This is a genomic window from Mesorhizobium sp. M0227 (assembly GCF_040321855.1).
Taxonomy (GTDB): Bacteria; Pseudomonadota; Alphaproteobacteria; order Rhizobiales; family Rhizobiaceae; genus Mesorhizobium.
The window spans coordinates 55691-80861 of sequence record NZ_JAMYSJ010000001.1 but is presented as its reverse complement, the minus strand read 5'-3'; the positions used below and the strand labels follow the sequence as shown (position 1 = coordinate 80861).

The 25171-nt window shown below is 63.2% G+C and carries 20 protein-coding genes and 1 pseudogene; 18 read left to right on the top strand and 3 right to left on the bottom strand.

Annotated features, from left to right (window positions below):
• Positions 1-9: 9 nt before the first annotated feature.
• On the bottom strand, positions 10-810 hold the full coding sequence (locus NKJ00_RS00310; RefSeq protein WP_352628739.1) for an SDR family NAD(P)-dependent oxidoreductase: 801 nt from the start codon (positions 808-810) through the stop codon (positions 10-12).
• A 165-nt stretch (positions 811-975) separates the two neighbouring features.
• Here NKJ00_RS00310 and NKJ00_RS00305 point away from each other — a divergent pair, with 165 nt between their 5' ends.
• The 6 genes from NKJ00_RS00305 (at position 976) to NKJ00_RS00280 (ending at position 7397) form a co-directional block, all read left to right on the top strand.
• Positions 976-1836: a DeoR/GlpR family DNA-binding transcription regulator gene (locus NKJ00_RS00305; protein ID WP_352628285.1), complete on the top strand. Its 861-nt coding sequence runs from the start codon at positions 976-978 to the stop codon at positions 1834-1836.
• Between the two features lie 39 nt (positions 1837-1875).
• Positions 1876-2676 carry a BtpA/SgcQ family protein gene (locus tag NKJ00_RS00300; RefSeq protein ID WP_023809131.1) on the top strand — a complete coding sequence of 267 codons (801 nt, stop codon included), beginning with the start codon at positions 1876-1878 and terminating at the stop codon, positions 2674-2676.
• Positions 2677-2836: 160 nt separating this feature from the next.
• Positions 2837-4357 (top strand): FGGY-family carbohydrate kinase, encoded by a 1521-nt coding sequence (locus NKJ00_RS00295; RefSeq protein WP_352628283.1) that lies wholly within the window; start codon positions 2837-2839, stop codon positions 4355-4357.
• On the top strand, positions 4357-4986 hold the full coding sequence (locus NKJ00_RS00290; protein WP_292336009.1) for an HAD family hydrolase: 630 nt from the start codon (positions 4357-4359) through the stop codon (positions 4984-4986). Before NKJ00_RS00295 ends, NKJ00_RS00290 begins: the two co-directional genes overlap by 1 nt.
• A gap of 156 nt (positions 4987-5142) precedes the next feature.
• Complete coding sequence (locus NKJ00_RS00285) at positions 5143-6129, top strand: tagatose kinase (protein WP_128302642.1); 987 nt, start codon at positions 5143-5145, stop codon at positions 6127-6129.
• Positions 6129-7397 (top strand): D-tagatose-bisphosphate aldolase, class II, non-catalytic subunit, encoded by a 1269-nt coding sequence (locus NKJ00_RS00280; protein ID WP_352628281.1) that lies wholly within the window; start codon positions 6129-6131, stop codon positions 7395-7397. Before NKJ00_RS00285 ends, NKJ00_RS00280 begins: the two co-directional genes overlap by 1 nt.
• Positions 7398-7454: 57 nt before the next feature.
• On the opposite strand, the gene NKJ00_RS00275 is transcribed toward NKJ00_RS00280, so the two are convergent.
• Positions 7455-8801 carry an NAD(P)/FAD-dependent oxidoreductase gene (locus NKJ00_RS00275; RefSeq protein WP_352628737.1) on the bottom strand — a complete coding sequence of 449 codons (1347 nt, stop codon included), beginning with the start codon at positions 8799-8801 and terminating at the stop codon, positions 7455-7457.
• A gap of 318 nt (positions 8802-9119) precedes the next feature.
• Here NKJ00_RS00275 and NKJ00_RS00270 point away from each other — a divergent pair.
• Positions 9120-9335 (top strand): annotated as a pseudogene (locus tag NKJ00_RS00270) (L-2-hydroxyglutarate oxidase); the annotation flags it as partial.
• A gap of 731 nt (positions 9336-10066) precedes the next feature.
• Here NKJ00_RS00270 and tssH read toward each other — a convergent pair.
• The gene (gene tssH / locus NKJ00_RS00265) at positions 10067-12847 is read right to left on the bottom strand and encodes a type VI secretion system ATPase TssH (RefSeq protein WP_352440776.1); all 2781 of its coding nucleotides are present in this window, start codon (positions 12845-12847) and stop codon (positions 10067-10069) included.
• Positions 12848-13159: 312 nt separating this feature from the next.
• Between tssH and tssA the strand changes: the two genes are divergently transcribed.
• From tssA to icmH, 11 genes are read left to right on the top strand one after another with little or no spacing between them, the layout of a single operon-like run.
• Positions 13160-14332 (top strand): type VI secretion system protein TssA, encoded by a 1173-nt coding sequence (tssA, locus tag NKJ00_RS00260; protein WP_352440777.1) that lies wholly within the window; start codon positions 13160-13162, stop codon positions 14330-14332.
• A gap of 6 nt (positions 14333-14338) precedes the next feature.
• The gene (tssB, locus tag NKJ00_RS00255) at positions 14339-14878 is read left to right on the top strand and encodes a type VI secretion system contractile sheath small subunit (RefSeq protein WP_352440778.1); all 540 of its coding nucleotides are present in this window, start codon (positions 14339-14341) and stop codon (positions 14876-14878) included.
• A 3-nt stretch (positions 14879-14881) separates the two neighbouring features.
• Positions 14882-16387, top strand: a complete 1506-nt coding sequence (tssC, locus tag NKJ00_RS00250; protein ID WP_023809141.1) for a type VI secretion system contractile sheath large subunit — start codon at positions 14882-14884, stop codon at positions 16385-16387.
• 47 nt (positions 16388-16434) lie between these two features.
• Entirely contained in the window at positions 16435-16896 is a 462-nt protein-coding gene (locus NKJ00_RS00245; protein WP_027035516.1) for an Hcp family type VI secretion system effector, read from the top strand.
• Positions 16883-17638: a type VI secretion system baseplate subunit TssE gene (gene tssE / locus NKJ00_RS00240; protein WP_023809143.1), complete on the top strand. Its 756-nt coding sequence runs from the start codon at positions 16883-16885 to the stop codon at positions 17636-17638. The genes NKJ00_RS00245 and tssE overlap by 14 nt, the downstream gene beginning before the upstream one ends.
• Position 17639: 1 nt before the next feature.
• Positions 17640-19514, top strand: a complete 1875-nt coding sequence (gene tssF / locus NKJ00_RS00235) for a type VI secretion system baseplate subunit TssF (protein WP_352628278.1) — start codon at positions 17640-17642, stop codon at positions 19512-19514.
• Positions 19478-20545: a type VI secretion system baseplate subunit TssG gene (gene tssG, locus NKJ00_RS00230; RefSeq protein ID WP_023809145.1), complete on the top strand. Its 1068-nt coding sequence runs from the start codon at positions 19478-19480 to the stop codon at positions 20543-20545. The genes tssF and tssG overlap by 37 nt, the downstream gene beginning before the upstream one ends.
• Positions 20542-22014, top strand: a complete 1473-nt coding sequence (tagH, locus tag NKJ00_RS00225) for a type VI secretion system-associated FHA domain protein TagH (protein WP_023809146.1) — start codon at positions 20542-20544, stop codon at positions 22012-22014. The genes tssG and tagH overlap by 4 nt, the downstream gene beginning before the upstream one ends.
• Positions 22015-22017: 3 nt before the next feature.
• Positions 22018-22470 carry a type VI secretion system lipoprotein TssJ gene (tssJ, locus tag NKJ00_RS00220; protein WP_023809147.1) on the top strand — a complete coding sequence of 151 codons (453 nt, stop codon included), beginning with the start codon at positions 22018-22020 and terminating at the stop codon, positions 22468-22470.
• A gap of 39 nt (positions 22471-22509) precedes the next feature.
• Positions 22510-23844, top strand: coding sequence for a type VI secretion system baseplate subunit TssK (gene tssK / locus NKJ00_RS00215; protein ID WP_023809148.1), 1335 nt, complete (start codon positions 22510-22512; stop codon positions 23842-23844).
• 4 nt (positions 23845-23848) lie between these two features.
• Complete coding sequence (gene icmH, locus NKJ00_RS00210) at positions 23849-25171, top strand: type IVB secretion system protein IcmH/DotU (RefSeq protein WP_023809149.1); 1323 nt, start codon at positions 23849-23851, stop codon at positions 25169-25171.

Here is a 25171-nt window from a genome sequence, read left to right as displayed (position 1 = left end):
CAAAAGCCGTCAGGTCATGTAGACGCCGCCGGTCACGTTGACCCCCTGGCCAGTCATGAAGCGGGCTTGATCCGAACAGAGGAAGACGACGACGTCGGCGACATCCTCCGGCAACTCGAGCCGGCCGAGCGGCGTCTGCGCGATATAGTCGGCGACCACCCGTTCGGGCGTGACTTGCCGCAGATGCGCCTCCCACTCGACTTCTCGCGATTGCATGCCGGTCTTGACGAACCCCGGGCAGACGGCATTGACGCGTATCCCTTTGGGCGCGAGCTCGCGGGCAAAGGCCTGCGTCCAGCCGAGCACGGCGAACTTGGACGCCGAATAATGCGCTAGGAGCGGCGCACCGACCTTCGCCGCAAGCGAGGCGGTGTTGACGATACAGCCCGTGCCCTGCTTGACAAAATGCCGTCCAGCGATCTGATTTGCCAGGAATACACCACGTGCATTGACGGAGAAGTTGAAGTCCCACTCCTCGTCGGTCAGGTCCAGCGCATGCTGCATGGTGGACACGCCGGCATTGGCGATCAGGATGTCGCAGCCGCCTAGCGCTTCCAGCACAGTGGCAAAGGCCGCCTCGACGGAATCGCGGCGGCGAACATCGACCGTGACGGCGGCGGCACCGCCGCCAATCTCCTCGGCGGCTTTGCGCGCCGCGTCGGGATCCAGATCGCCGATCGCCACGGCGACACCCTGCCGCGTCAGGGCGGTCGCGATCGCGCGACCGATCCCCGCGCCGCCGCCCGTCACGAAGGCACGCTTGCCCGCGAGTTCGGCAAGCACTGGAGGAATGACGGAGACAGCCGGCATGGTCGTATTCTCTCTGCTTTGTGACGGAATGCGTTCTGTTGATATGGAGATGCATACCAATAAATTCGAACACTGCAAACATATTTTTGTTTGAAAATGTTTGATCATGCGATAGAGTCAAAACTGCAGACCGCTTCGTCAGCGGCTTACCCACCGGATACATCGATGGCAGACGACACCGCCCCTCCTGAGACATCCACGCATGGCGCACCGCGCGATGCCGATCGTCAGCGCCTTCTCGCGCACGATCGACAAGCCCGCATCCTCGCTTTCCTGCGCCGGACGGGGTCGCTCACCGTCGCCGCGGCAGCGGCCGAACTCGCCGTTTCCGACATGACGATCCGCCGCGATCTCGTCGAACTGGAACGCGAGGGTAGGCTGGTGCGAATCCATGGCGGCGCGATCGAGGCCGATAACCCGCCGCTGGTCGCCATGGACAGTGAGGAGCCGAGTTTCGATTCGCGCTTGCGCCAGCGCCGTGACCCGAAGGCCGCGATTGCCGCCGCCGCGGCCGCCTTGGTTTCGGGATACCGCACGATCGCATTGGATGTCGGCACCACCACCTATCTGATGGCCGAGCACCTCAAGGACCTTCCGCACGCCAAGGTGTTCACCAACAGCCTCAGGATCGCGGCGGCGCTGAACGGCGGTATGCCCGAAGTCTATGTTGCCGGCGGCCGCGTACGAGCCGACGAGATGTCGACCGGCGGACCCGCGGCCATCGCCCAGTTCGAGGCGCTGTGGTTCGACGTCGCCGTGATCGGCGTCTCCGGCATCACGGCGGACGGCCTTTTCGACTATTCCTTCGATGATACCGATATGAAGCGCGCCTATCTGAGACGCTCAGGCACCAAGATCGTGCTCTGCGATTCCGCCAAATTCCTGCGCATGTCGCTGGTGCGGATAGCGCCACTATCGGACATCGATATCCTCATCACCGATGCCGAGCCGCCGGCCAAGATCGCCGCGGCGCTCGCCGCGGCCAAGGTCGACCTGCGCATCGCGCCGCCACTGACGCGCGACTGAGGCGCAACATTCTCACTTTATCCCCAAGGAGACGACTCGATGGTATTTGAATTTTTCGGCGACAAGAAGAAGGCTGTCATCTCGATGGCCCACATCGGTGCCCTGCCGGGAACGCCCCTCTATGATGCCGATGGCGGCCTCGACAAGCTGATCGATGGCGTGCTCTCCGACATTCGCAAGCTGCAGAGCGGCGGCGTCGATGCCATCATGTTCGGCAACGAGAACGACCGCCCCTATGTCTTCAAGGCGCCGCCCGAAGGCATTGCCGCCATGACTGCGATCGTCCAGGCGGTGAAGCCCGAACTGAAAGTGCCGTTTGGCGTCAATTATCTCTGGGATCCGACCGCCAGCGTCGCGATCGGGGCTGCCACCGGAGCCCGTTTCGTGCGCGAGATCTTCACCGGCCTGTTCGCTTCCGACATGGGCTTGTGGGAGCCCGATTGCGCCGCCGCCTCGCGCCTGCGGCACAATCTTGGCCGCGACGACATGAAGCTTCTCTTCAACATCAATGCAGAGTTCGCACACTCGCTCGACCAGCGTCCTATTGAATTGCGCGCCAAGAGCGCGGTGTTCTCGTCGATGGCCGACGCCATCCTCGTTTCCGGTCCGATCACTGGCCAGCCGGCCGACCAGTCCCACCTGCGCAGCGTCTGCGAGACGATCAAGGACGTGCCGGTCTTCGCCAACACCGGCGTGAACATCGACAATGTCCGCGATGTCCTTTCGCTGGCGAGCGGCGTCGTGATCGGCACCCATTTCAAGATCGATGGCAATACCTGGAACGCCGTCGACGGCGATCGGGTCAAGCGCTTCATGGACGTTGTCGCCACCTTGCGCTGAGGACGGCTTCCACGGCGATGCCGGCCACCGCCGGCTCGCGGTGATCATATCGATCGTTGCGGGCCGGCGTCCGGAATGATCGACTGGTATCGAGCAGTGGGACACAACGAGGCAGACAGGTTCGCCCGCCTGCCCTTCCCGGCATTTCAATGGATTCGACATGGCGTTCGTTCTAGGGCTCGATATCGGCACCACCTCGACGATCGGCATTCTGATCCGGCTTCCCGATCAGGTGCTGGGCCTCGCCTCGCGCCCCGTCACGCTACATTCAGAGCACGCGGGCTGGGCTGAGGAAGACCCCGCGCAATGGTGGATCAATGTCCGCGACATCGTGCAGGAGTTGCTCAGGACCAGCGGCATCAAGGCCGAGGAGATCGTGGCGGTCGGCACCACCGGCATGCTGCCGGCGGTGGTTCTCCTGGACGACCAGGGCGAAGTGCTGCGGCCGAGCATCCAGCAGAGCGACGGCCGCTGTGGCGCCGAAGTGGCCGAACTGCGGACCGAATGCGATGAGACGGCTTTCATCGCCAAGGCCGGCAACGGCATCAACCAACAACTCGTCACCGCTAAGCTGCGCTGGATAGAGCGTCACGAACCGGAGGTGTTCAGCCGCATCGCCACCGTTTTCGGCTCCTATGACTATATCAACTGGCGCCTCACCGGCGAACGTGCGGTCGAGCAGAACTGGGCGCTGGAGGCCGGCTTCGTCGACGTTTCGACGCACCGGATCGACGACGATCTGGTGGCGCTCGCGCACATACCGCGCTCGGCCGTGCCACGAAAGATCGCCTCGCATGAGATCCTCGGTTCCGTCTCGGCGAAGGCCGCGGATGAGACCGGCCTGATGGCGGGAACACCTGTCGTCGGTGGTGCGGCCGACATGATCGCCTCCGCGCTCGGCGCCGGAGTTGCCAAAGCAGGCGATGTCCTCCTGAAATTCGGCGGCTCGGTCGATATCCTGATCGCCACCGATCAGATCAAGCCCGATCCGCGCATGTATCTCGATTACCACCTGGTGCCGGGCCTGTTCATGCCCAATGGCTGCATGTCGACCGGCGGCTCGGGCCTCAACTGGTTCGTACGCAATTTCGCCGGCGGCGAGATGGCCACGGCACAGGCCGAGGGTATTTCGGTACACCAGCGGCTCGATGCGCTGGCGGCAGAGCGTCCCGCCGGTGCCGATGGCCTCACCATCCTGCCCTACTTCCTCGGTGAGAAGACGCCGATCCATGATCCAGCGGCTCGTGGCGTGATCGATGGGCTGACGCTGTCGCACGATATCGGCCATGTCTGGCGCGCTTTGCTCGAGGCCTATGCCTTTGCCATCGCGCATCATATCGAGGTGCTCAACGACATGGGTCACCGGACCGAGCGCTATCTCGCCTCCGACGGCGGCTCGAGCAGCAAGGTCTGGATGCAGATTGTCGCGGATGTCCTGCAAAAGCCGGTCCAACGACTGACCGGGCACCCCGGCTCTTGCATCGGCGCTGCCTGGACGGCGGCGATCGGCGTCGGCCTGACCGACGACTGGTCGGGCGTTTCCGGTTTCGTCAGCTTCGCCGACCGGCTCGATCCCGACCCGCGCAAGGCTGACATCTACCGCGACGGCTATCGCCGCTATCGCGATCTTTATGCGCGCCTGTCGGCTCCTGGCGCGACCAGAGCGGGATCGTCATCGTGATGTATCGTGCCGTCGCCTGGGACATCGACGGAACGCTGATCGACAGCGAGCCGTTGCATCATCAATCCCTCCTCGCCGGCTGCCGCAACTGGAACGTCGATCTTGACGACCTGCCCGACCAAGCCTTTCGCGGCATCCATATGGGCGACGTCTGGACAATGCTGCGTCCGCGTCTCCCAGTCGGGCTCGACCAGGCGGAGTGGCTCGCCGCTATCAATGCCCACTACGTCGCGAACCGGGCGAACGCCGTCCCAATCCCCGAGGCGGTCGAGACGATTCGGACCCTGGCTGACCGCGGCGTCCCGCAGGTCTGCGTCTCGAATTCCGGCCGGCAAGTCGTCAATGCCAATCTCGATGCGCTCGGCGTGCTCGATCATATGAGTCTCACAATCAGCCTCGACGACGTGTCGGCCGGCAAGCCCGACCCCACGCCCTATCGCGAGGCCTGCCGGCAGCTCGCCGTAGCTCCAGGGTCGGTGGTGGCCGTGGAAGACAGCCGCACCGGCACTAAGGCAGCACGAGCCGCCGGTCTGTTCGTGGTTGGCTATCTCCCCAGCGGCGGCCTGCTCGGCGACGTCGATCTCAGCACCAACCGTCTGTCGTCGATCCTGGATCTGTTTCCAGGCTGAGGGTTTGCGCGTCGTTACCTTCCAGGTGTGCGCTTGACCATGCATTCAGGATCGTAGCGTGATGGCAACTGATCGATTCACATCGACCGGTAGGAATCCCCCTTGCGCCTCGGCGTCGTGAAACCGCAAACGACACCACACCAGGATGGACGCTTGATGAACGACCTCCCCCAAACACTTGCAGCGGACTCGCTCGGGCCAACCGTGACGATTGGAGAAATCCTGGTAGAGATCGTCGCGAGGCAGACAGGCACCGGCTTCCGGGAACCTATCGACCTCATTGGCCCCTTTCCGAGCGGCGCGCCCGCCATCTTCATCGATCAATGCGCACGTATGGGCGGAGCGGCCGCAATGGTGGGCGTGGTCGGCGACGACGATTTCGGCGTCGTCAACGTGGAGCGCCTGAAGCGGGACGGCGTAGACACTTCCGCCATCGCTGTTTCCCCGGATTATCCGACGGGCAGCGCCTTTGTTCGCTACCGCACGGACGGAAGCCGCGATTTCGTCTACAACATCGCCAAATCCGCCGCCGCTCGATTGGAATGGACCCCGCAGGTCGAGGCGCTGATCGCGCGTTGCGGGCATATCCATGTCATGGGAACGGTGTTCGCAAGTCCCGCAGCCTGGGCGATCACCGAACGCGCGATCCCGCTGATCAAGGCACGCGGCGGCACGATGTCGCTCGATCCGAACCTGCGCAAGGAATTGCTGGCGCACGGCCAGACCGAGGAGAAATTCGCCGGTCTGGTGGACGAAGCGGACCTGCTGCTGCCGTCGGGCAATGAATTGTTCCTGGCCGCCGGCACGGACGGCGAGGAACGCGCGATCGAGGCGCTGTTCAGACGAGGGGTCAAGGAGATCGCCGTGAAGCGCGGCGAACATGGCGCGTCAGCCCGTCAAAGCACCGGAGCCCGCGCCGATTGCCCCGGCCTGATCGTCGAGGAAACGGACCCCACCGGGGCCGGCGACTGTTTCGGGGGAGCCTATGTCGCATGCCGGCGGCTGGGCATGGCGCTGCAGACGGCGCTCGAATTCGCCAACGCGGCAGGGGCGCGCAACGTCACACGCCACGGTCCCATGGAGGGAGCCGGCACGCCGGCCGAGCTGGAAGATTTCATGGCAAGAACGGCGAGAAGAAATTGATGCGTGTGGCGATCGAAGATTTGCCGGCCCTGCACAGGGACGGGAAGAAAATCGGGGTGACCTCGGTGTGCTCGGCGCACCCGCTGGTGCTTAAAGCCGCACTACGCCACGGCCGGGAAACCGGCACCACCGTGCTGATCGAGGCGACGTGCAATCAGGTCAATCATCTGGGCGGTTATACGGGCATGACGCCGGCCGATTTCGCGGCGATGGTGGAAGCGCTCGCGGCAGCCGAGCGGTGCCCGGAAGAGCTGATCGTGCTTGGCGGGGATCATCTCGGCCCTAATCCCTGGAAAGACCGGCCCGCCGAGGAGGCGATGGCGCAGGCCGGGACGATGGTCGATGCCTATGTCCGCGCCGGCTTCCGCAAGATCCACCTCGATGCTTCGATGGGCTGCGCGGGTGAACCGGCGACGCTAGACGACCACACGGTGGCCGGGCGCGCGGCCAGGCTGGCGGGCGTCGCGGAGCAGGCGGCAGCGCAGAGCGGCGGGGCAAGCCCGGTCTACATCATCGGGACGGAGGTGCCGCCGCCCGGTGGCGCCGATCACACATTGGATGCGATCACCCCGACCAGTCCGGAGGCCGCTCGCCAGACACATGCCATTCACGCTCAAGCATTCCACACAGCCGGGCTTGAAAGCGCATTTTCCCGCGTCATCGGGCTTGTGGTGCAGCCGGGCGTGGAGTTCGGCAACCAGAATGTGATTTTCTACGATCGGGCAAAGGCCCGCGACCTGGCGGCAACCCTCGACAGATTGCCGTCGCTCATTTTCGAAGCCCATTCGACGGACTATCAGGGTGAGAGGCCGTTGCGTGAACTCGTCGAGGACGGCTTCGCCGTCCTCAAGGTCGGACCCGAGCTGACCTTCAAGCTGCGCGAGGCGCTGTACGCGCTCGACCTGATCGCTTCCGACCTGGTGCCTGACTATGGCGAGCGGCCGCTTTACCACGCAATGGAAGAGCTGATGCAAGGCACCCCCAAGAATTGGGCAAGCCACTATCATGGAAGCGATGCCGACAAGCGGACGCTGCGCCACTACTCCTATTCCGATCGCATCCGATATTATTGGGCGATCCCGCAAGCCCGTGCCGCCTGTAACCGTCTCTTCGATACGTTGAACGGCCGCAAGGTGCCGGTGACGCTGTTTCTCCAGCACCTGCCTTCTGCAGTCACATGGGCTGGCCGCGCCTGCGACGTCGAGGATATCGCGATCGGTCACGTCCGGCGGAGCATCGAGGCCTACGCCCGGGCATGCGGCACCTGAGATCCTCGTCCGGCACTTCAAGGCCAGAGCGGATGGGCTGGCGGGCGGCAGGAACGCTTACAGCGATGGTCCCAATCGTATCGGGCTGCCGTCGCTGAAACGGGATTGACGGAACCTGTGGAGATTGTGCCCGGTCTCGTTGCCCTGGATCAAATCGGACAGGATGCGGCCCATTCCGGGTCCTATGCCGAAGCCGTGGCCGCTCATCCCGGTCGCTATAACGAGACCCGGGATCGCAGCGGCGCGATCGACGATGGGCACGACATCAGGCATCGCATCGATCATGCCCGCCCAGCTCGCCTTGAGCGGTACAGTCGTGAACTGAGGGAAAAGCTCCCTGAACCCGCGGTCGATGGCGCGGAGCGCCGACGTCTCGGGAGCGGGATTGAGGACCCGCATCCGTTCGAAAGGGCTTTCTTCATCCGCGTTCCATCTGCGCGGCGTCGACCAGCCATCCGGGTATCCTCGCGGCGCGGCCGGCAGGTAGCGCGTGCCGAAGGGATTGGCCATCAGGGCGCTGAAATATTTGCCCGCATGGCGAAATGCGTCCGGCCCTATGTAGAGTTGGCTGCTGCCTCCCGATGCGAGCGTATACCCGCCATCCTGCCTGCGCCGGAAAGCGATGCGTTCGTCCGCGGCGGCACCGGCGTGGATCTCCGGCATCGGGGCTGTCGCGGCGACGGTCGCCCTGACGCTGAGCTGCGGAATCGAGATGCCGTGGGCGCGCAGAAAGAGCGACGTCCACGCGCCGCTGGCGACGACGACGCTCGAGGTCGCGATGTGCCCTTTCTCGGTCCAGACGCCACTGATGCGTCCCACGGAGATGTCGAGCATACGTGCCGCGCAATTCTCGATGATCGTCACACCTTCGCGGGCCGCCAGGCGAGCAAGCGCGGGCACCGCGACCCAAGGTTCCGCCCGCATGTCCGATGGGGTGATCATTGCGCCTTTGAACGGTCGCGACATGGCCGGGATCAGGCTTGCCAACTCACCTTGGTCGAGGAGACGCGTGTCGACGCCATGAGCCTGGGCAATCTCGAGAAACTTCGCGAAACCGGCCATCTCCTTGTCTGTCCGCGCAAGATAGGTAACGCCCGTCTGCTTCAGTCCTATGTCCTCGCCACATTCCTGCGCCAGTTGCCGCCAGAGGCGCTGCGCTTCGATGACGATCGGCAGTTCGTCGGCATCGCGGCCCTGCTGCCGGATCCAGCCCCAATTGCGCGAGGATTGCTCGGCGGCGATGCGGCCCTTTTCCAGCAGCGTCACCGAGACGTTCCGTCGCGCCAGGAACAGTGCCGTGCTCACGCCAATGACCCCGCCGCCGATGATCACGACGTCCGAAGTCTTCGGCAGGGGCTGCTGGAACTGGATCGGGGTGGCTTCGGTGAAGGGGAAGATTGTCAAAGAGCACCGTCCTTCTTGGTATGCTGCGGCGACATCCGGTCCACGCTGGCAGCGAGATCTGGGCAGCGATATCTGGCCGCCGTGAAATGTCGATACCACGCGAGGAGATTGATCGTCAGCTACTGCTTGCCGACAAGGACGGCGACAGATCGCGGGTCTGGAAGCCCCTCTGGACAATGAGTTTTGAAACTGCCGGCCAAAGGCTGGCGACTGTGCAAGCGTGCCCCACTATTGCGTTATCGGCGGCGGCATCGTCGGCCTGGCGACGGCCATGCGGCTGGTTGAGACATATCCCGGCTGCAGCCTGATGCTGTTGGCCGGAAATACTGTCCGAGCCTCGGCCTCGCCGACCTGCTCCCGCACGAAGCAGGCATCCGCGCGCAAGCCGTGCGCAAAGACAGTGCCCTCATCCATGATTTCCTGTTCGCACAAACGGACCGCATGCTGCACGTCTGTAACGCCCCTTCACCCGCCGCCTCCTCGGCGATCCCGATTGCAGAGATGATTCGAGATCGCCTCATGCAGGGCTGCTGAAAACGAGGCGGTATGCATGGAGCCGCAACGCCCGCTGAACGCTGGAGTATCCGTCTTGGCCAAGAAAGGGATTGGGGCACCGGCCGCGGGCAACGCAGCTTTTGCGTCAGAACCAGATCCGCTCACCACCGGGCCAGCAATTCCGCTCCCGGCGAGAAGGTACTTGGCCTGCCGGCCATAGCCGCTCGGCCTCAGGCCTGCGGTTTCCGCAAGCGTTAGCCTCCTGTGGACGCCGGCATTTTTGGCTGCGCAAAGATCTCAAGCGAAACGACGGCCGACGTCGCAGGTTCGACCGTCATAGGCATAGCTCGACGAGCTCCCTATGGTACACGTCCACAGAATGCACTGACACTCAAGCCAGCTTGGCTAAGCCAGAAATCTTTAAGTCTTTGAAATGACCTGACTATTTATGGTACCCTTGGCTGGGACCTATCCCCGGATCAAGCTATTGTTTTTATTATGTTTTTTCTGCTCCAACGTCCGATTTGTATCACAATAGGTATCACAATCTGTAGCACCTTCTCCGCGACCCTTGGATGCCTTCGCCCACAGCGGCCGCAGCGTGTTTGACTAAAGCCACTCGCAGATCCGGTGTCGTGGCAGGTAAAAGAATACCGTCATTCTTCTAACCGATTGCGTCATACGAATTCACCGCCACCGGCCGCTCCCAGGCTAGTCGGCTCAGCTTGCCTATGCACGAAGAAGCCGAAGCAAACCGTCATCAACTTTCCTTACTCGAAGGAATAGGTGAAGCCCTCCTTGGAGGCGCCGACGGTTACCCTTGTCATCCTTTCGCCCTCGAGCGAGCGGTTCAGCACGCCGCGGCTCAATTCCGGCAGCAGCGTGTTTGTCAGGATGGCATCGATCATCCGCCCGCCGGATTCGATCTCGGTGCAGCGGGCCTTGACTAGGTCCATGACGCCATCGCCGATCACCAATTCTGCGTCGTTGGTCGCACGCAGCCGGCGAGCGATCTTGGCAAACTGGTGACGGGTGATCGCTTCGATCATCGAACCCGAAAGCGGATAGTAAGGAATGGTCACCACCCGGCCAAGAAAGGCCGCAGGGAAGACCTTCAGCAACGGGCTGCGCAGCGCGGTGTCCAGATCGTCGAGCCCTGCCCGCAGCGTGCCATTCCTGGTCCGATCCATGATGACTTCGGAGCCGACATTCGAGGTGAGCAGGATCAGCGTGTTCTTGAAATCGATGCGCCGGCCCTCGCTGTCGTCCATCATCCCCTTGTCGAAGACCTGGAAGAAGATTTCGTGCACGTCAGGATGCGCCTTCTCGACCTCGTCGAGCAGGATCACCGAATAGGGTTTGCGGCGGACCGCCTCGGTCAGGATGCCGCCCTTGCCGTAGCCGACATATCCGGGCGGCGCCCCCTTCAAGGTAGAGACCGTGTGCGCCTCCTGGAACTCGGACATGTTGATCGAGATCAGGTTCTGCTCGCCGCCGTAGAGCGTCTCGGCCAAGGCCAATGCGGTTTCGGTCTTGCCAACGCCCGAGGGGCCGCAGAGCAGGAACACGCCCACCGGCTTCTCCGGCGCGCCGAGCCCGGCGCGGCTGGTCTGCACACGCTTGGCAATCATCTCCATGGCGTGATCCTGGCCGACCACGCGTTCGGACAGAGTGCTGGCCAGCCGCAGCGCTTTTTCGGTCTGGCTCGACAGCATCCGCCCCGTCGGGATGCCGGTCCAGTCCTGAACGACCGCCGCCACGGCGTTGCGGTCGACCGACGGCAGGATCAGCGGCGTCTCGCCTTGCGCCTCGGCCAGTTCGACCATCAGTTCGCGCAACCGGGTGAGATCGGCGGCCGGATCGGGTGGAGGGGCATTGGCAGCCGCCGGTGCCTCCACATTGATTTTGGCCGTTTTGGTCTTGGGCGTTTCGACCTTGGGCAGCGGAGTCTCAACCGAGTCCGTGCCTGCTGTTTCCCTATTGGTCTCCGGCGTCTCCACCGCATCGAGCGGCACACCTTCGCCACGCAGCCTGGCGCGCAGTTCGAGTATTTCGGCAACGAGTGCCTTTTCCCCGTCCCAACGCTCCTGTGCGGCGGCGAGCATGACTTCGGTTTCGGCTAACCCGGTGTCGACCCGTGCCTGCCGGTCGCTCACCTCGATGCCGATCGCGGCCTCGCGACCGATGATGCCGCGCTCGACCTCCAGCGCCTGGCGTCGGCGCATGATGTCCTCGACCTCCGCCGGCGTGGCGTGCTGCGATATGGCGACACGGGCGCAAGCGGTGTCGAGAAGGCTCACCGCCTTGTCAGGCAGTTGCCGCGCCGGGATATAGCGATGCGAGAGACCAACCGCCGCCTCGATCGCCTCATCCAATATCTGCACCTTGTGGTGCTGTTCAAGAACGCCGGCGATACCGCGCAACATGAGAACGGCCACCGCCTCGGACGGCTCGTCGATCTTGACTACCTGGAAACGGCGGGTCAGCGCCGGATCCTTCTCGATATGCTGCTTGTACTCGGCCCAGGTCGTTGCCGCGATCGTGCGCAGTTCGCCGCGCGCCAGCGCCGGCTTCAGCAGATTGGCCGCGTCGCCTGTTCCAGCCGCGCCGCCAGCGCCAATCAAGGTGTGAGCCTCATCGATGAACAGGATGACCGGCGTTTCGGAAGACTGCACCTCATCGATGACTGCCTTCAGCCGCTTTTCGAACTCCCCCTTTACGCTTGCACCCGCCTGCATCAATCCGACATCGAGCATGCGCACACTGACCCCTTGCAGTGTCGGCGGCACGTCGTCCGCAGCGATACGCAAGGCAAAGCCCTCGACGACCGCGGTCTTGCCGACCCCGGCCTCACCGGTCAAGATCGGGTTGTTTTGCCGGCGTCGCATCAGGATATCGACGATCTGCCTGATCTCTGGATCGCGGCCGACAACCGGATCTATCTTACCGTCGCGGGCGCGCTGGGTCAGGTCGGTGGCGTATTTCGCCAGCGCCGAATCCCCACCCGGAGGCCGCCGCGGCGCCTCTGCGGTGGAGACCGTGGTCGAGGCGCCGGCTTCGAGCGAGCCCTCCATGACAACGGCGAACCGTGCGATGACCGCGGCGGCGTCGATCTTGTCAAACTCGCCGCTGATCTTCGACAGCAGGCCTTCCAGGACCGGCGTCTTCAGGCAGGCAAGGAGAATGTGGGCGCTGCGGACTTCCTCGACGCTGAACTCCAGCGTGGCTAGGTTCCAGGCTTCCTGGATGGCATGGAAGATATGGTCGGAAAATTCCTCGATCGACGTTGCGCCGTAAGGCAGCTTGTCGACGGCGCGGGTCATATCGGCCGTGAGCCGGCTCGCATCAAGGCCCGCATCGGCGATTATCATTTGCATATCCGAACGGTCGGAAAGTACCAGTTGCTCGATGAAGTGGACGAGCTCGACGTAAGGATTGCCGCGCAGTTTGGCGGTGTCGGCCGCAGCCTTGAAGGCGCGCACACCGACAGGATTGAGCTTGCCGACCAGTTCCTTGCGTTTGAAGGTCTGCGATGACCGGCGCTGTTCCATCGAACGTGCTCCTGCAATCTGCCAGTCGATAACCTGCCACATAAGCCGTCACTTGACAAAGCGTGATGAACAGCGCCCCTTCCACTTGTGGAGAGTGCCGCGCCATCAGATGCAAACAACCACGCAATTGTCCGCCTCGGTGTAATGCATTTCACATACAGGGTCAGCAATCTGGTCAAGGGTTCCAGCACCCAAGACGCGGCTTGGTCAGCTTTCGTTAATTTTTTGAGCAGTGCTTGAATTGTGGTAAAGTGCAACCGTGTGATACCGTAGGGTCACGTACGGTTTGAGGGCCGATCGCTGGGGGTTGGTGTGATTGATGTCGCACTCTGGCTTGCTCCGCTCGACGGTGAAAATCCGTCAGGGGAGGATTTGCGCAACGACCCGGCTTTTCATGAGCTGGAGCGCCTGACGGAACCCGAGATCAAGGTCGTCCACGACGGCCAGAACAAACCCGCCTCGCAAAGCACCATTCCGGTCGACTGGCCCGCGGTGCTCGCCAAGGCGGAGGAATTGCGTGCGCATGGCCGGGACCTGCGCCTGCTCGTCGTCGTCACGCGCGCGCTGGCCAATGAAGAAGGACTGGCCGGGCTCGCGCAGGGGCTGGCCCTTATTGCGCAGACCTTCGATCAGCATTGGGAAACAATGCATCCGGCACTGCGGCCCAACGCTTTGCCACGCGATGCCGCCTTGCGCCGTATCAACGCGCTGCTCGACCTCCAGAATGGTCAGGAGGGGTTGTTGGCGAACCTGCGGCAAATGACGTTCTTTGCGCCACGTGCGATCGGCCCGATCCAGGGCAAGGATCTGGAAAGGTGTGCGCTCGACGACCGTGTCATGCTCCAGGAAGCCGCCTCGGGATTGAACGCGGCAGAAAAGGCCGCACTGGTCAGTGCGCACGGACAATTGTTGAACCGGGTGCGTGCTGGATGTGCGGCACAGATGGATCAAGCCAACGCAGAAATGGTCTTGCTCGTCGCCGACGCCCGGGCAGCGATCGCAGCCCTTGATGCGGTCGAGACCGCTCTCAACGCCCGTCTCGAGGGCGGCGGCGCTCCTGTTCCGGAATTGAAGCGGTTTCTGCAGCGTCTGCTGACGACCCTCGAACGGAATTCGGCAGCCGGCGCCTTGGCGAATGGCGCGGCCAAGCCGCCCACGCCGGCAGAACCGGCAACGCCTGCTCGAAACGGTCATGGAGCCGATACTATGGCAAGTGCGGCAAGCTACGCGGACTCGAGCACGGGGCTTCCCAACCGGATTTCCTCGCGCGACGACGTGGTGAAATGCCTCGACCTCGTCGTCGCCTTTTATGACCGCACTGAACCGTCGAGCCCGATTCCGCACCTAGCGCGGCGCGTGCGCCGGATGGTGCATATGGATTTCGTTGAACTGATGGAAGATCTCGCGCCGTCGGGGCTGAAGGAATTCCGGCTCCTTGCCGGCGTTCCCGATGTCAAGAAGACGGCTCAGAAGGATGAAAGGTAACAGCACATGCCAGCCGAAAGCAAAGCGAAGGTTATCGAACGAAATCGCGCACCGCGGGTGCAGATCGCCTACGACGTGGAAACCTACGGTAGCCCGACGACGATCGAATTGCCGTTTGTCATGGGCGTGATGGCCGACCTTTCCGGTGCTTCGCAGACCAAGGAAGCGTCAAAGTCGGTGCTGGACCGTTCCTTTGTCGAGACCGACGCAAACCGCTTCCCCAAATTCATGGAGGCGCTCGGACCACGAGTGAAAGCCCGCGTGAAGAATACGCTGCCTCAGGTTGAGGGCGCCGAGCGGGACGAGGAACTGGCGCTCGACCTTACATTTTCCAGAATGGGCGATTTCGCCCCGGACAAGATTGCCGAGCAAGTTCCGCAACTGGCCGAGATCCTCAAGATGCGGCGCCAGCTCGAGGAGCTGCTTGGCTTCATGGATGGCCGCGTCGACGCCGAAAAACGCATCGCGCAACTTCTGAACAACGAACCACTTCTTGGCAAGATCGCCAGCCAGGCGCTGGCCGACGACGACAAGGTTGGGGAGTAAATCATGGCCGAACAGCAAAAGACCGCCGCCGTCGCCGCCGAGGCGGAAGCCATAGATCTTGGAGAATTCAGCGGGCTTCTCGAGAAGGATTTCAAGGTCAAGAAGGACGACAGCGAGAAACTGCAGCAACTCGTGCGCAATCTCGCACTCGCGGCGCAGTCCCGTTCCGAGACCACCACCATCTCCTCCAATGCGATCAAGTCGATCAAGTCGCTGATCGCGGGCATCGACAAGATGCTGACGACACAGGTCAACGAGATCCTGCACGCGCCCGAAGTGCGTGAGATGGAAGGCACATGGCGCGGCCTCTGGTATCTCATCAACAACACCGAGACGGATCAGAAGCTGAAGATCCGGGTGATGAACATCTCCAAGGAGCAACTGGCCGACACGCTCGAAGACTATGAAGGCCAGATGTGGGATCAGAGCCCGATCTTCAAGAAAGTCTATACGGACGAGTATTCGATGCTTGGCGGCGAGCCGATCGGCTGTGTGATTGGCGCCTACGAATTCTCGAACCACCCGCGCGACGTCGGTTTGTTGCGTAACATCTCCGGCATCTGTGCTTCAGCACACACGCCGTTTATCGCAGCCGCCTCGCCGCGCCTGTTCCGCATGGACAGCTGGCAGGAATTGCCGAACCCGCAAGATCTCCAGCAGATCGTCTCCAACCCGGCCTATGCCTCGTGGCAGTCGTTGCGCGAGAGCGAGGACGCTCGCTATATCGGCCTGACCATGCCGCGTGTTCTGGCGCGGCTGCCATACGGCACGGATACCGTTCCGGTGAAGGGCTTCACCTTCGAGGAAGAGGTGCAGGGCGATCACAACAAATATGTCTGGATGAACGCCGCCTTCCCTATGGGCGTGAACATAAACCGCAGCCACAAGCTCTATGGCTGGGGCACGCAGATCCGCGGCGTCGAGAATGGCGGCACGGTGCTTAACCTGCCGGTGCACAGCTTCCCGACCGATGACGGATCGATCGCGATGAAATGTCCGACCGAAGTCGCCATCGACGACCGGCGCGAAGCGGAACTGGCCAAGCTAGGCCTGATGCCGATCCTGCATCGAAAGAACACCGATCTCGCGGCCTTCATCGGCGCACACTCACTGCAGGACGACGAGACGCGGGCGGGGCGGCTGGTCGACCCCGACGCGCAGTCCAATGAGCGGCTGAGTGCCAACCTGCCCTATCTCTTCCCGGTCTCGCGCTTTGCGCATTACCTCAAGGCCATTGCGCGCGACAAGGTCGGCTCGTTCAAAGAGCGCTCCGACATGCAGATCTGGCTGACCGAATGGATCAACCGATATGTGCTGGCCAACCCGGCCTTCGCCGACGACAAGGCGCGCGCCAAGCGCCCGCTTGCCGCGGCCGAGGTTCAGGTGGACAGCGTTGAGGGGCGGCCGGGCTATTACAACGCCCGCTTCTATTTGCGTCCGCATTACCAGCTCGAGGGCATCAATGCCTCGCTCCGACTGGTCTCGGAACTACCGTCCGTGAAGACTTGAATTGCAGCAACACCATCTTGGTTTTTTGAAAGCGGTGGAGAAAGACAATGCCCACAGGTACGAAGATTGATGGCTTTCTAAAAGTTCCGGATATCAAAGGCCCAAGCGTTCGTGACGGCCACGAGGACGAAATCGAAATCCATGGGGTCGATTACAAGATAGTCGCGCCATACGATCCGAATTCGCTCTCGCGCCGCGGCCGTGTCTCCTTGGGAATGATCAAGTTCACCAAGCACTACGACAAGTCCTCGCCCTATCTGAAGAAAGCACTGTTCGAGAACAAGGCGCTGGACGAAGTGGTGTTCTCGGCTCGCCGGACCATCGATGGCGAGACGAATGATTACCTGGTCGTCACCCTCACCGACGCCTCGATCATGGAATACGACCTGTCGCAGGCGGAGGATGAGGAAGACCTGATCGAGGAAGAGGTCAGCTTCGCCTACAAGAAGATCAAGTTCGTCTATGACGGCAATGACGAAATCGAAATGGATGTCTATGTCGGCAAGTGAGGGCCGGCGGCCCGACGCGGACAAGCTGCAGGTCACCGCTGGTTCGCGAGCAAAACGCGAAGCGGTCCAGCCCTCTCTCTGGGACCGCCTCGTAAACGACCTGCCGGGCATGACCTCCGAGATAGACGGGCTGCGCCAGGCCTTGCAGGACGAACTCGGCGCCGACCGGCTGGAGGGTCTGGTTGCGGGCAGCGCGCGGCTCATCGATGCCGATGCGGAGCTGACGGCCGATCAGAAGCGGCGCCTGCACCGCCTGGCCTTTCAGATCCAGCATCGCGTGGAGATGGAAAGCCGCGGCGTGGTCGTGTCGGCCCGCGTGCTCCGGGAGGCCGTGCGGCGCGATATCGAGGCCCTGTTCAACACCGAGCGTTTCGAGGCTGTTCCGCTTCTTTCCGATCTCGAAAGCGAGCAGGCAGCGGACAACCCGCCGTCGCTCGCCGATTTCCCGGAGGTGCGCCGAAGCGTGATCAACTACGGCGTGCCCTCCTTTTCGGGCCGTTCCTCCCGCGATTTTGATCGCGAGGCGCTCGCCCGCGAGATCCGCTCGGTGCTTGCTACCTTCGAGCCACGCCTCAAGGAAAGTACGACGAAGGTCACGGTGACGCTTGGCGACAAGAGCGTGGGTTTGAAGATCGAGATTGACGCGGTGCTGATCATGACGCCGACGCCGGAACGCATGCGTCTGCGCACCACGATCAATCTCGACAACGGCTTGGCGCGGACCGAATTTAGGGAGGCCTGAGATGGATCGGGTCTTCGTGGAATATTACGAGGAGGAACTGACCCATATCCGTGCGCTGGCGGCGGAATTTGCCGACCTGCATCCGGCGGTGGCGCGCAATCTCTCCCTCGACACGGTGCCGTGTCCGGATCCGTATGTCGAGCGGTTGCTTGACGGCGTCGCTTTTCTCGCGGCGCGCACCCGGCTGAAAGTCGATGCCGAGCGCTCGCGGTTTTCACGCAGCGTGCTGGATGTCCTCTATCCCGATCTGGTCACGCCGGCGCCGGCAACGGCTATGGTGGTGCTGAAACCCGGCCAGCAGGTCCAGACGATGGTTGCCGGCCATGTCGTCAAGCGCAACACCCGGCTGGTTTCCGGCCTGCAGCCCGGCCTTTCGACGCGCTGCACCTTCACCACCGCCCAGGACGTCACGCTGTGGCCGATAGGGGTGACTTCGGTAAGCTATTTTCAAGATCGCAGCGCGCTGGCGGCGGCCGGCATAGGGCCGATCGGCGGTGTGGCCGGCGAGGCGGCGCTCCGCATCGTGCTGGCCCGAACCGGAAAAGGCAGGCTCGACGAATTGTCGCTCGACAAGCTTGATCTCTATTTTTCCGGGCGCACCAAGGCACCCTTGATTCTCGACGCGATTTTTGGCGCTTGTTCGGCCGTTGGCGCACGCGCGGAAGGCAAGACCAACCCCGTATCGCCCTTGCCGGAACCCGAAATGATCGGCATCAGCGACGACGAAGCCCTGATGCCTCGGACCCGTCCGACATTCGAGGGGTACCGTCTGCTGCGCGAATATTTCATGATGCCCGAGCGCTTTCACTATGCGCGGGTTTCCGGACTGCAGCCCGTCGTGCGCCGATGCGCCGCCGGGCTCGAGATCATCTTCATGTTCAGGCGTCCAGTGCCCGAGCTTGCCGACTTGACCCCGGCCGATTTCGAACTTTTCGCAACGCCGATCATCAATCTCTTCGAGCGTGAGTGCAACGTCATCGAGCTTGATCCGCGCAGGACGCGCCAGGTGCTGCATGCCGACCGAACGCGGGCGCGTGACTTCGAAATCTATCGGGTCATCCGCGTGGAGGACGCCGACACCGGGGGCAGCGATGCCGAAATTCCGGAGCTCTTCAGCCTGGGTCAGAATCGTGGCAGTGGCTGGGTCTACTCGACCGAGCGGCGTCCTCGTCGCGCGACGGAAGACGAGCGGCGCGACGGGCTGACCCGCACCTCCTACGCAGGGGACGATGTTTTCCTGGCAATTTCACGCCCGGTGGAAAGCCAGGCGAACCGGTCGCTGAAGCGTGTCGACATCGTGGCGCTTTGCACCAACCGCGATCTGCCGATCCTCGATGACAATCCCACTTTGACGCTGGAGGCCGGCGACCCGGTCGAAACGGTGCGGCTTCTCGGCGCGTTGCGTCCGCCTCGCCCGGCCATCCCCGCGGCGCTGCCTTCGGGCGCGGCGGGCGAATCGCGCGCCGACAATCTCGCCTGGCGGCTGGTGGCGCAACTGGCGCTCAATTTTCTCAGCCTTGCCAAGGAAGGCCGCGGCGTCGATCCGCTGCATGCGCTGCTTGATCTTTACGCCGACCGGGGAGATCCGAGCCTTGCCCGCAACGTGCATTCGATCGTTCGCATCGACTCGCGGTCGGTCATCGAACGGCTGCAGATCGACGGCCCGATGTGCTTTGGACGTGGCACGGAAGTAACATTGCATGTCGACCAGTTGGTCCTGGCAGGGCAAAGCACATTGCTGCTTTCGGCCCTGCTGGCACGGCTGTTTGCCCGGCATGCCGGGATAAACGGCTTCGTGCGAACCCGTACGCGGCTGCTGCAGAAGCAGGAGGATGTGCCATGGCCGATGACGCCCGGCAATCGCTACCTGATCTAGACACAGTCGACCCGAACCATGCCGAGGCGCTGTCCGGGACGTTCGACTTCTTCGAACTGTTGCGCCGACTCGAACGGAGGGGCGGGCTGTTCGGCTATTCCGGCTCGCCAGAGCGCGAGCCTGCAAGGCTCGGACAGCATGTGCGTCTTAGCTTTTCGGCCAGGGACGTGGTTGAATTCCACGACGCGAAGGACAAGGCTCCGGCCAGGGTCACCGTCGCAAATCTCGGCCTGATGGGACCCGAAGGTCCGCTGCCGCTGCATCTGACACGCTGGGTGCTCGATCGTCTGTCGCAGCGCTGGTTCACCGGCGCCGATGCCCAGCAAACCAGCGACACGACATTCGTGGACTTCGTCAACATTCTTCAGCACCGCATGATCGCCCTGTATTATCGGGCATGGGCGGATGCGCATCCGGCCGTACAGGTCGAACGCGCGGTCGGCGGGCGCGTTCGCGCCATGCTCGAAGCCATGGCGGGAATAGGACTTCCGGGCACCCAGAACACCGATCTCGATACGGTGAAGCTTCGCCAGGCGGCTTCGCTCGCCAGCCAGGTCGACGGCCCGGAACGGCTGACGCTGTTCCTGGCGGAAGCGTTCAAGGTGCCGGTTCAGATTAAGGAGTTCATCGCCGCCTGGATAATCATCCCAACCGGGCTCCAGACCCGTCTTGCAAAAGCCTATGCAGGGCTTGGCCGAGGAGCGACAATCGGCCCGCGCGTTTTCAACCGCCAAAGCCGAATCGAGCTCCGTGTCGGCCCGCTGGGGTACGAGGACTTCAAGGCGTTCCTGCCCGGTGGCCAGCGGTTCAAACTGTTCAAGCAAGCCGTTCGCGACATGGTCGGGGAATCGCTCGACGTCGATCTGCGCATCGTGCTTGCGCGGGAAGCCGTGCCGCCGCCCCGTCTCGGAGCGGTACAGCTCGGCCGAACTGCCTGGCTTGCGCGGCCTGTTGAAAGGGGCGATGCTGACGATCTGCGGCTGCGCACAATCGTCGGATGGCAGCCGGAAATGGCGGGGGTCGCGACATGAGCCTGCTGCTGACGCTGGAGCAAGGGCCACGCACCCAGGCCGTACGGCACACCCGGCTGGACGAAGGCGACCTGGTGATCGGCCGCAGCGCGGACGCAGGCTGGCAGATCGACGATCCCGACATGTTCGTTTCGCGAGCTCATTGCAGGATCTCGGGCGGGCGAGATGGATATTTCGTCACCGATACGTCAAGCAGCGGATTGTTCATAAACGATTCTGACAGCCCGCTCGGCGCCGGCAAGTCGACGCGTCTTCAAAGCGGTATGCGGCTAAGACTGGGCGACTACGTCGTCTATGTCGATCTGCAGACGCCAACCGCCCAAGCACCCACAGCCGGCCAGCCGGCTCCGGAACGCCTGCCGCCGGCATCCCGGGCGCCGGTGAGCATCGGCCACGACGACTTCTTTTCCGCCACGGTCGAAGAAGAGCCGCGACGGCCACGTCCGGCGGATTTGCCGGACCCGTTCGAACGGCCGGTTCCAGGCGCGTTCGAGCGTGCCACCTCCGGCCAGCGCAGTTCGCCTGGTTTCGATGACCCGTTCAGCCTCGATCCGGTTTCAACGCCTGTGTCGAAAAATGCCGCCTCTTACCGCGAACCGGGCGGCGCGGCGAACCAGGCGGACCCCTTCGGCCTCGACCCCGTGCCGTCTCCCAGCCGGGGAGCCGAGCCCGCTCATGGAAAGCCGTCCGATTTCAAGGATGATTTTGGTTTCGGATCGGCCGCGGCGCCCGGTTCGGCAAACGGCACCGGCTCGGCCGGGCAGCGCGAGCGCATCGCCCAACGACCACAATCCGCCAATCCCTGGGATTTGCCCGCGCAAGCGGCTGACGTCCCGCCTCCGGCGCGGGCAGGTGCTGCTGCCAAACCCGCCCGCCTGCCGGCAGCGCCGCAACTGGGGGACATGGCGCTCCGCTCCGCATTCCTGCATGGCATGGGTGTCGAGGAAGCCGATTTCCCCGAGCGCGACAGCATTGCGGAAATGGAGAAGTTTGGCCGCGAATATCGGTTGATGATGGAAGGCCTGATGCAGCTTCTGCGCAAACGGGCCGAGGAAAAGGGAAACGCTCGCGTCGCCCAGACCATGGTTGGGGCTTCCGAAGTCAATCCGCTCAAGTTTCTGCCGACGGTCGACGACGCCATCGTCACGCTTCTCGCCGAGCGCAGCCCTGGATTTCTCGCCGGCGAAGCGGCAATCGCCGACGCGGTTCGCGACCTCGCCCAACATCACGTGCGCGCCTGGCGCGGCGTACAGGGCGCCTTGCGGCGGATGATTGACCGTTTTGACCCGACAGCGATCGAGGAAGAGCTGAAATCGAATTCCGCGATCGGCACGCTGCTTTCGGGCGGACGCAGCGCCAAGCTGTGGGAGCTTTACCAGAAACGCCACCGTGAAATCGCCGAGAGCGCGGAAAAAAGCTTTCTGGGCGAAATCGGCGCTGATTTTCGGGATGCATATGAGGAGGAGTGAGACATGATCGATCGACGCGAATTCATTGTCGCCTTGGGCGCAACCGGGCTGCTTACGGCTTGCCAGAGCGGGCCGCCGAAACCATCGGTGATCACCGTCAAACTGACCGGCGGGGCCGGTATGAACCCGGGACCGGGCGGCGGCGACCGGCCGGTGACGGTCCTCGTCATGCGGCTGCGCAGCACCGGCAAATTCAATTCCGCCGACTACTTTGCCTTGCAGGGGGATGCCGGTTCGGCACTCGCAGGCGACCTCATCGGATCCGACCAGATAGCCGTCGGGCCGGGAAAGACCGCGTCCAAGACCATCACGGTCGAGCCGGACGCGACGGCGCTGGGCTTCGTTGCACTGATCCGCGAGCCCGGCGGCCGGAACTGGCGGACGACCAAGTCAGTGTCGGCGGGATCACAATTTACGGTCAACGTCTCGCTTGGCAGCGGCGGCATTTCCGCCTAACGGCCAGGGCAAGGGGAGCTCGATGCAGAGAGTAGCGGCATGAGCGATGCAAACAGGGTGCTGTGGTCCGAAGGTCTGTTTCTCCGGACCCAGCATTTCCAGCAGCAGGATCGCTTTTTCGAGGCGACGGTGCGCGGCGCGTTGCAGGCCGGGCAGTTGCATACGTTCGGCTTCCAGCAGCTGACGCTGGATCAGGCATTGCTGGAGGCCGGCCAGATCTCGATCCTGTCCGCACGGGGCATCTTTCCGGACGGAACACCTTTCTCCATTCCAGACATGATGGACGCGCCGCGACCATTGCCGGTCACCCCGGACACGAGCGCCGGGCCGGTGCTGGTGGCCTTGCCTCTGGAGCCTCCGGGAGGTGTCGGCTTCGATCCGGCACACGCAGCCGCCTCGGGAGCACGCTATCACGGGCGGGTCGTTTCGGTGCGTGACGCCGTCCAGGGCGGTTCAGATCCTGAAGAAATCGAGATCGCCCGTCCGCAGGCGCTGCTGCTTGCACCCGGCAAGTCGGTCGGTGGCTACACAGCCTTGCCGATAGCCGACCTCAAGGGGGTTCGAGCCGATGGTGGCGTCTCTCTGGACGAGACCTTCCTGCCGCCGACACTGATTACCGGCGCGGTGGCCTGGTATCGGCAATTGCTTCTGGAAGTTGTCACAGGCCTCGAGCAGATCGCCGAGGCGCATGGCAAGATGGTCATGGGCGGGCCTGGGCGCAGCGTCGAAGATCTGCTGATGCTCAATCTCGCCAATGCGGCGCGTCCGCGGCTCGCCCACATGCTGGCGCAGGATGTCTTCCATCCGGCCGAGCTTTACCTGGAACTTGCCGGGCTCGCTGGTTCGATGGCGACCTACGGATCGAGCGCGCGGCGCCTGGGCGAATTACCCGCTTACGATCACATGGCGCCAGGCCCCGCCTATTCGGCGCTGGCGGATGCGCTGCGCTCGCTCATCCTCAGCCTGCGTTACATCGAGCCTAAATCGCGTGCGCTGCCTGTCATGCGGCATTCGACCAATGTCTGGAAAATCCGCATCGACAACCCGAAGCTGCTGGTGGCCAGCCGGATCGTCATCCGGGTCGGTTCGGAGCTGTCGGAGGACGCGCTGCGCAAGATATTCGTCAATCAGGCGACTGTCGGCTCGGCCGACCAGTTCGAGGGCCTGTGGAAATCGCGATTGCCCGGCATTCCGCTGAAACCGCTTCATTCCCAGCCGCGCGAGATCCCCTACGATGGCGATCGGCTGTGCCTCGAGCTGGACCAGAAAAGCGAGCATTGGGCCTCGCTGCTCGATGCTCCCGGCTTTGTCATCGGCGTTTCGGGCGTGTTGCCAAGCGAGCCGCAGGTGGACTGCTATTCGGTGAACAGGTGAGATCATGAGCCGCGATGATCCGTTCGGACTGTCGGATGATCGCGAACGCACCCGCATACGACTGACCGGCGCGCCGATGCCGCGACCGATGGCGCCGCTGTTGCCGGGGGCGGTGGTAAAGCGGTCTCGGACCCACCCGAACGCGCTTGTCAACGCATTCGCACCCTTGCTCGAGTTCGCTCCCGAGCTCGAGAGTGCGCTGCCGCCGGAGAATCCGGAAACGTTGCGCACCCGATTGCTCGAAGAACTGGTTCGGGCACGCGACATGGCAATGTCGACGGGATCCTCGATGGAGAGGGCCGACCAGGCAGCCTGGATCGTGGCGGCGTTGCTCGATGATCTGGCTCTGAACACGCCCTGGGGTGGGGCCAGCGCCTGGCCTCGGCAGCCGCTTGTGGTCATGCTGCGTGGCGATGTCGATGCCGGCACGCAGTTCTTCACGCGTCTCGACGAACTGGAACGCCATCCCAACCGCGATCGCGAATTGCTGGAACTGCAGTATGATTGCATGGCGCTCGGTTTCCGCGGCAAATATCGCGTGCCTGGGCGATCAGGCGACCGTTCGCTCAATGCCGTTCGCGTGGCGGCGGCACGCTTCCTGCGCGATGCCGACGCTGAAGGCGCGCCACTGTCGCCAAACTGGAAGGGCGTGATCGCATCCGACGAGCCGCAGCGCTTCATCGTTCCGATCTGGGTCATGGCGCTCGGTGCGGCGGTTGTTTCCACAGCGATCCATATCGGGCTCTCGATGGGACTGAGCAGCCAGGCGGTCGAGCTTTCCGCACTTGTGCGCACCTTGCCGCCGCCTGCACGCGGCGACATCAGCCGTACGTCGCCCAAGGTCGAGGCCCCGCCGCCGGAGAAAGTGGATTTTGCGCTGTTGCCGGAATTTCAGGCCGGTGCACCGGCCGACCTCAGATCCGCCCTCAGCGGCACCGAGAGCGTCTCGCTGGCCAAGCTGATCATCCAGGCCTCCAACCCCGAACTGTTCCAGTCGTCGCGGCCACAACTGACCGAAGGCTTCGAGCCTCTGATCGGTTCGATCGCCAAGGTGATCCTCGCCAATCAGGAGCTGATCGGAAACATCACGGTGATCGGTCATACGGACGGCGTTCCTCTGCAAAAGACCAATCCGCTGTCGACCAACCAGCGGCTGTCCGAGGCTCGCGCCCAGACGATTGCCGACATGCTGGTCCAGAACGGAGTGCCACGGGACCGCGTCCATTCCGAGGGCCGCGCGGCCACCGATCCAGTGGCCAGCGACAGCACGCGCCAGGGGCGAGCCTTGAACCGCCGCGCCGAGGTGCTTGTCGAAAAGAGGCTGTGA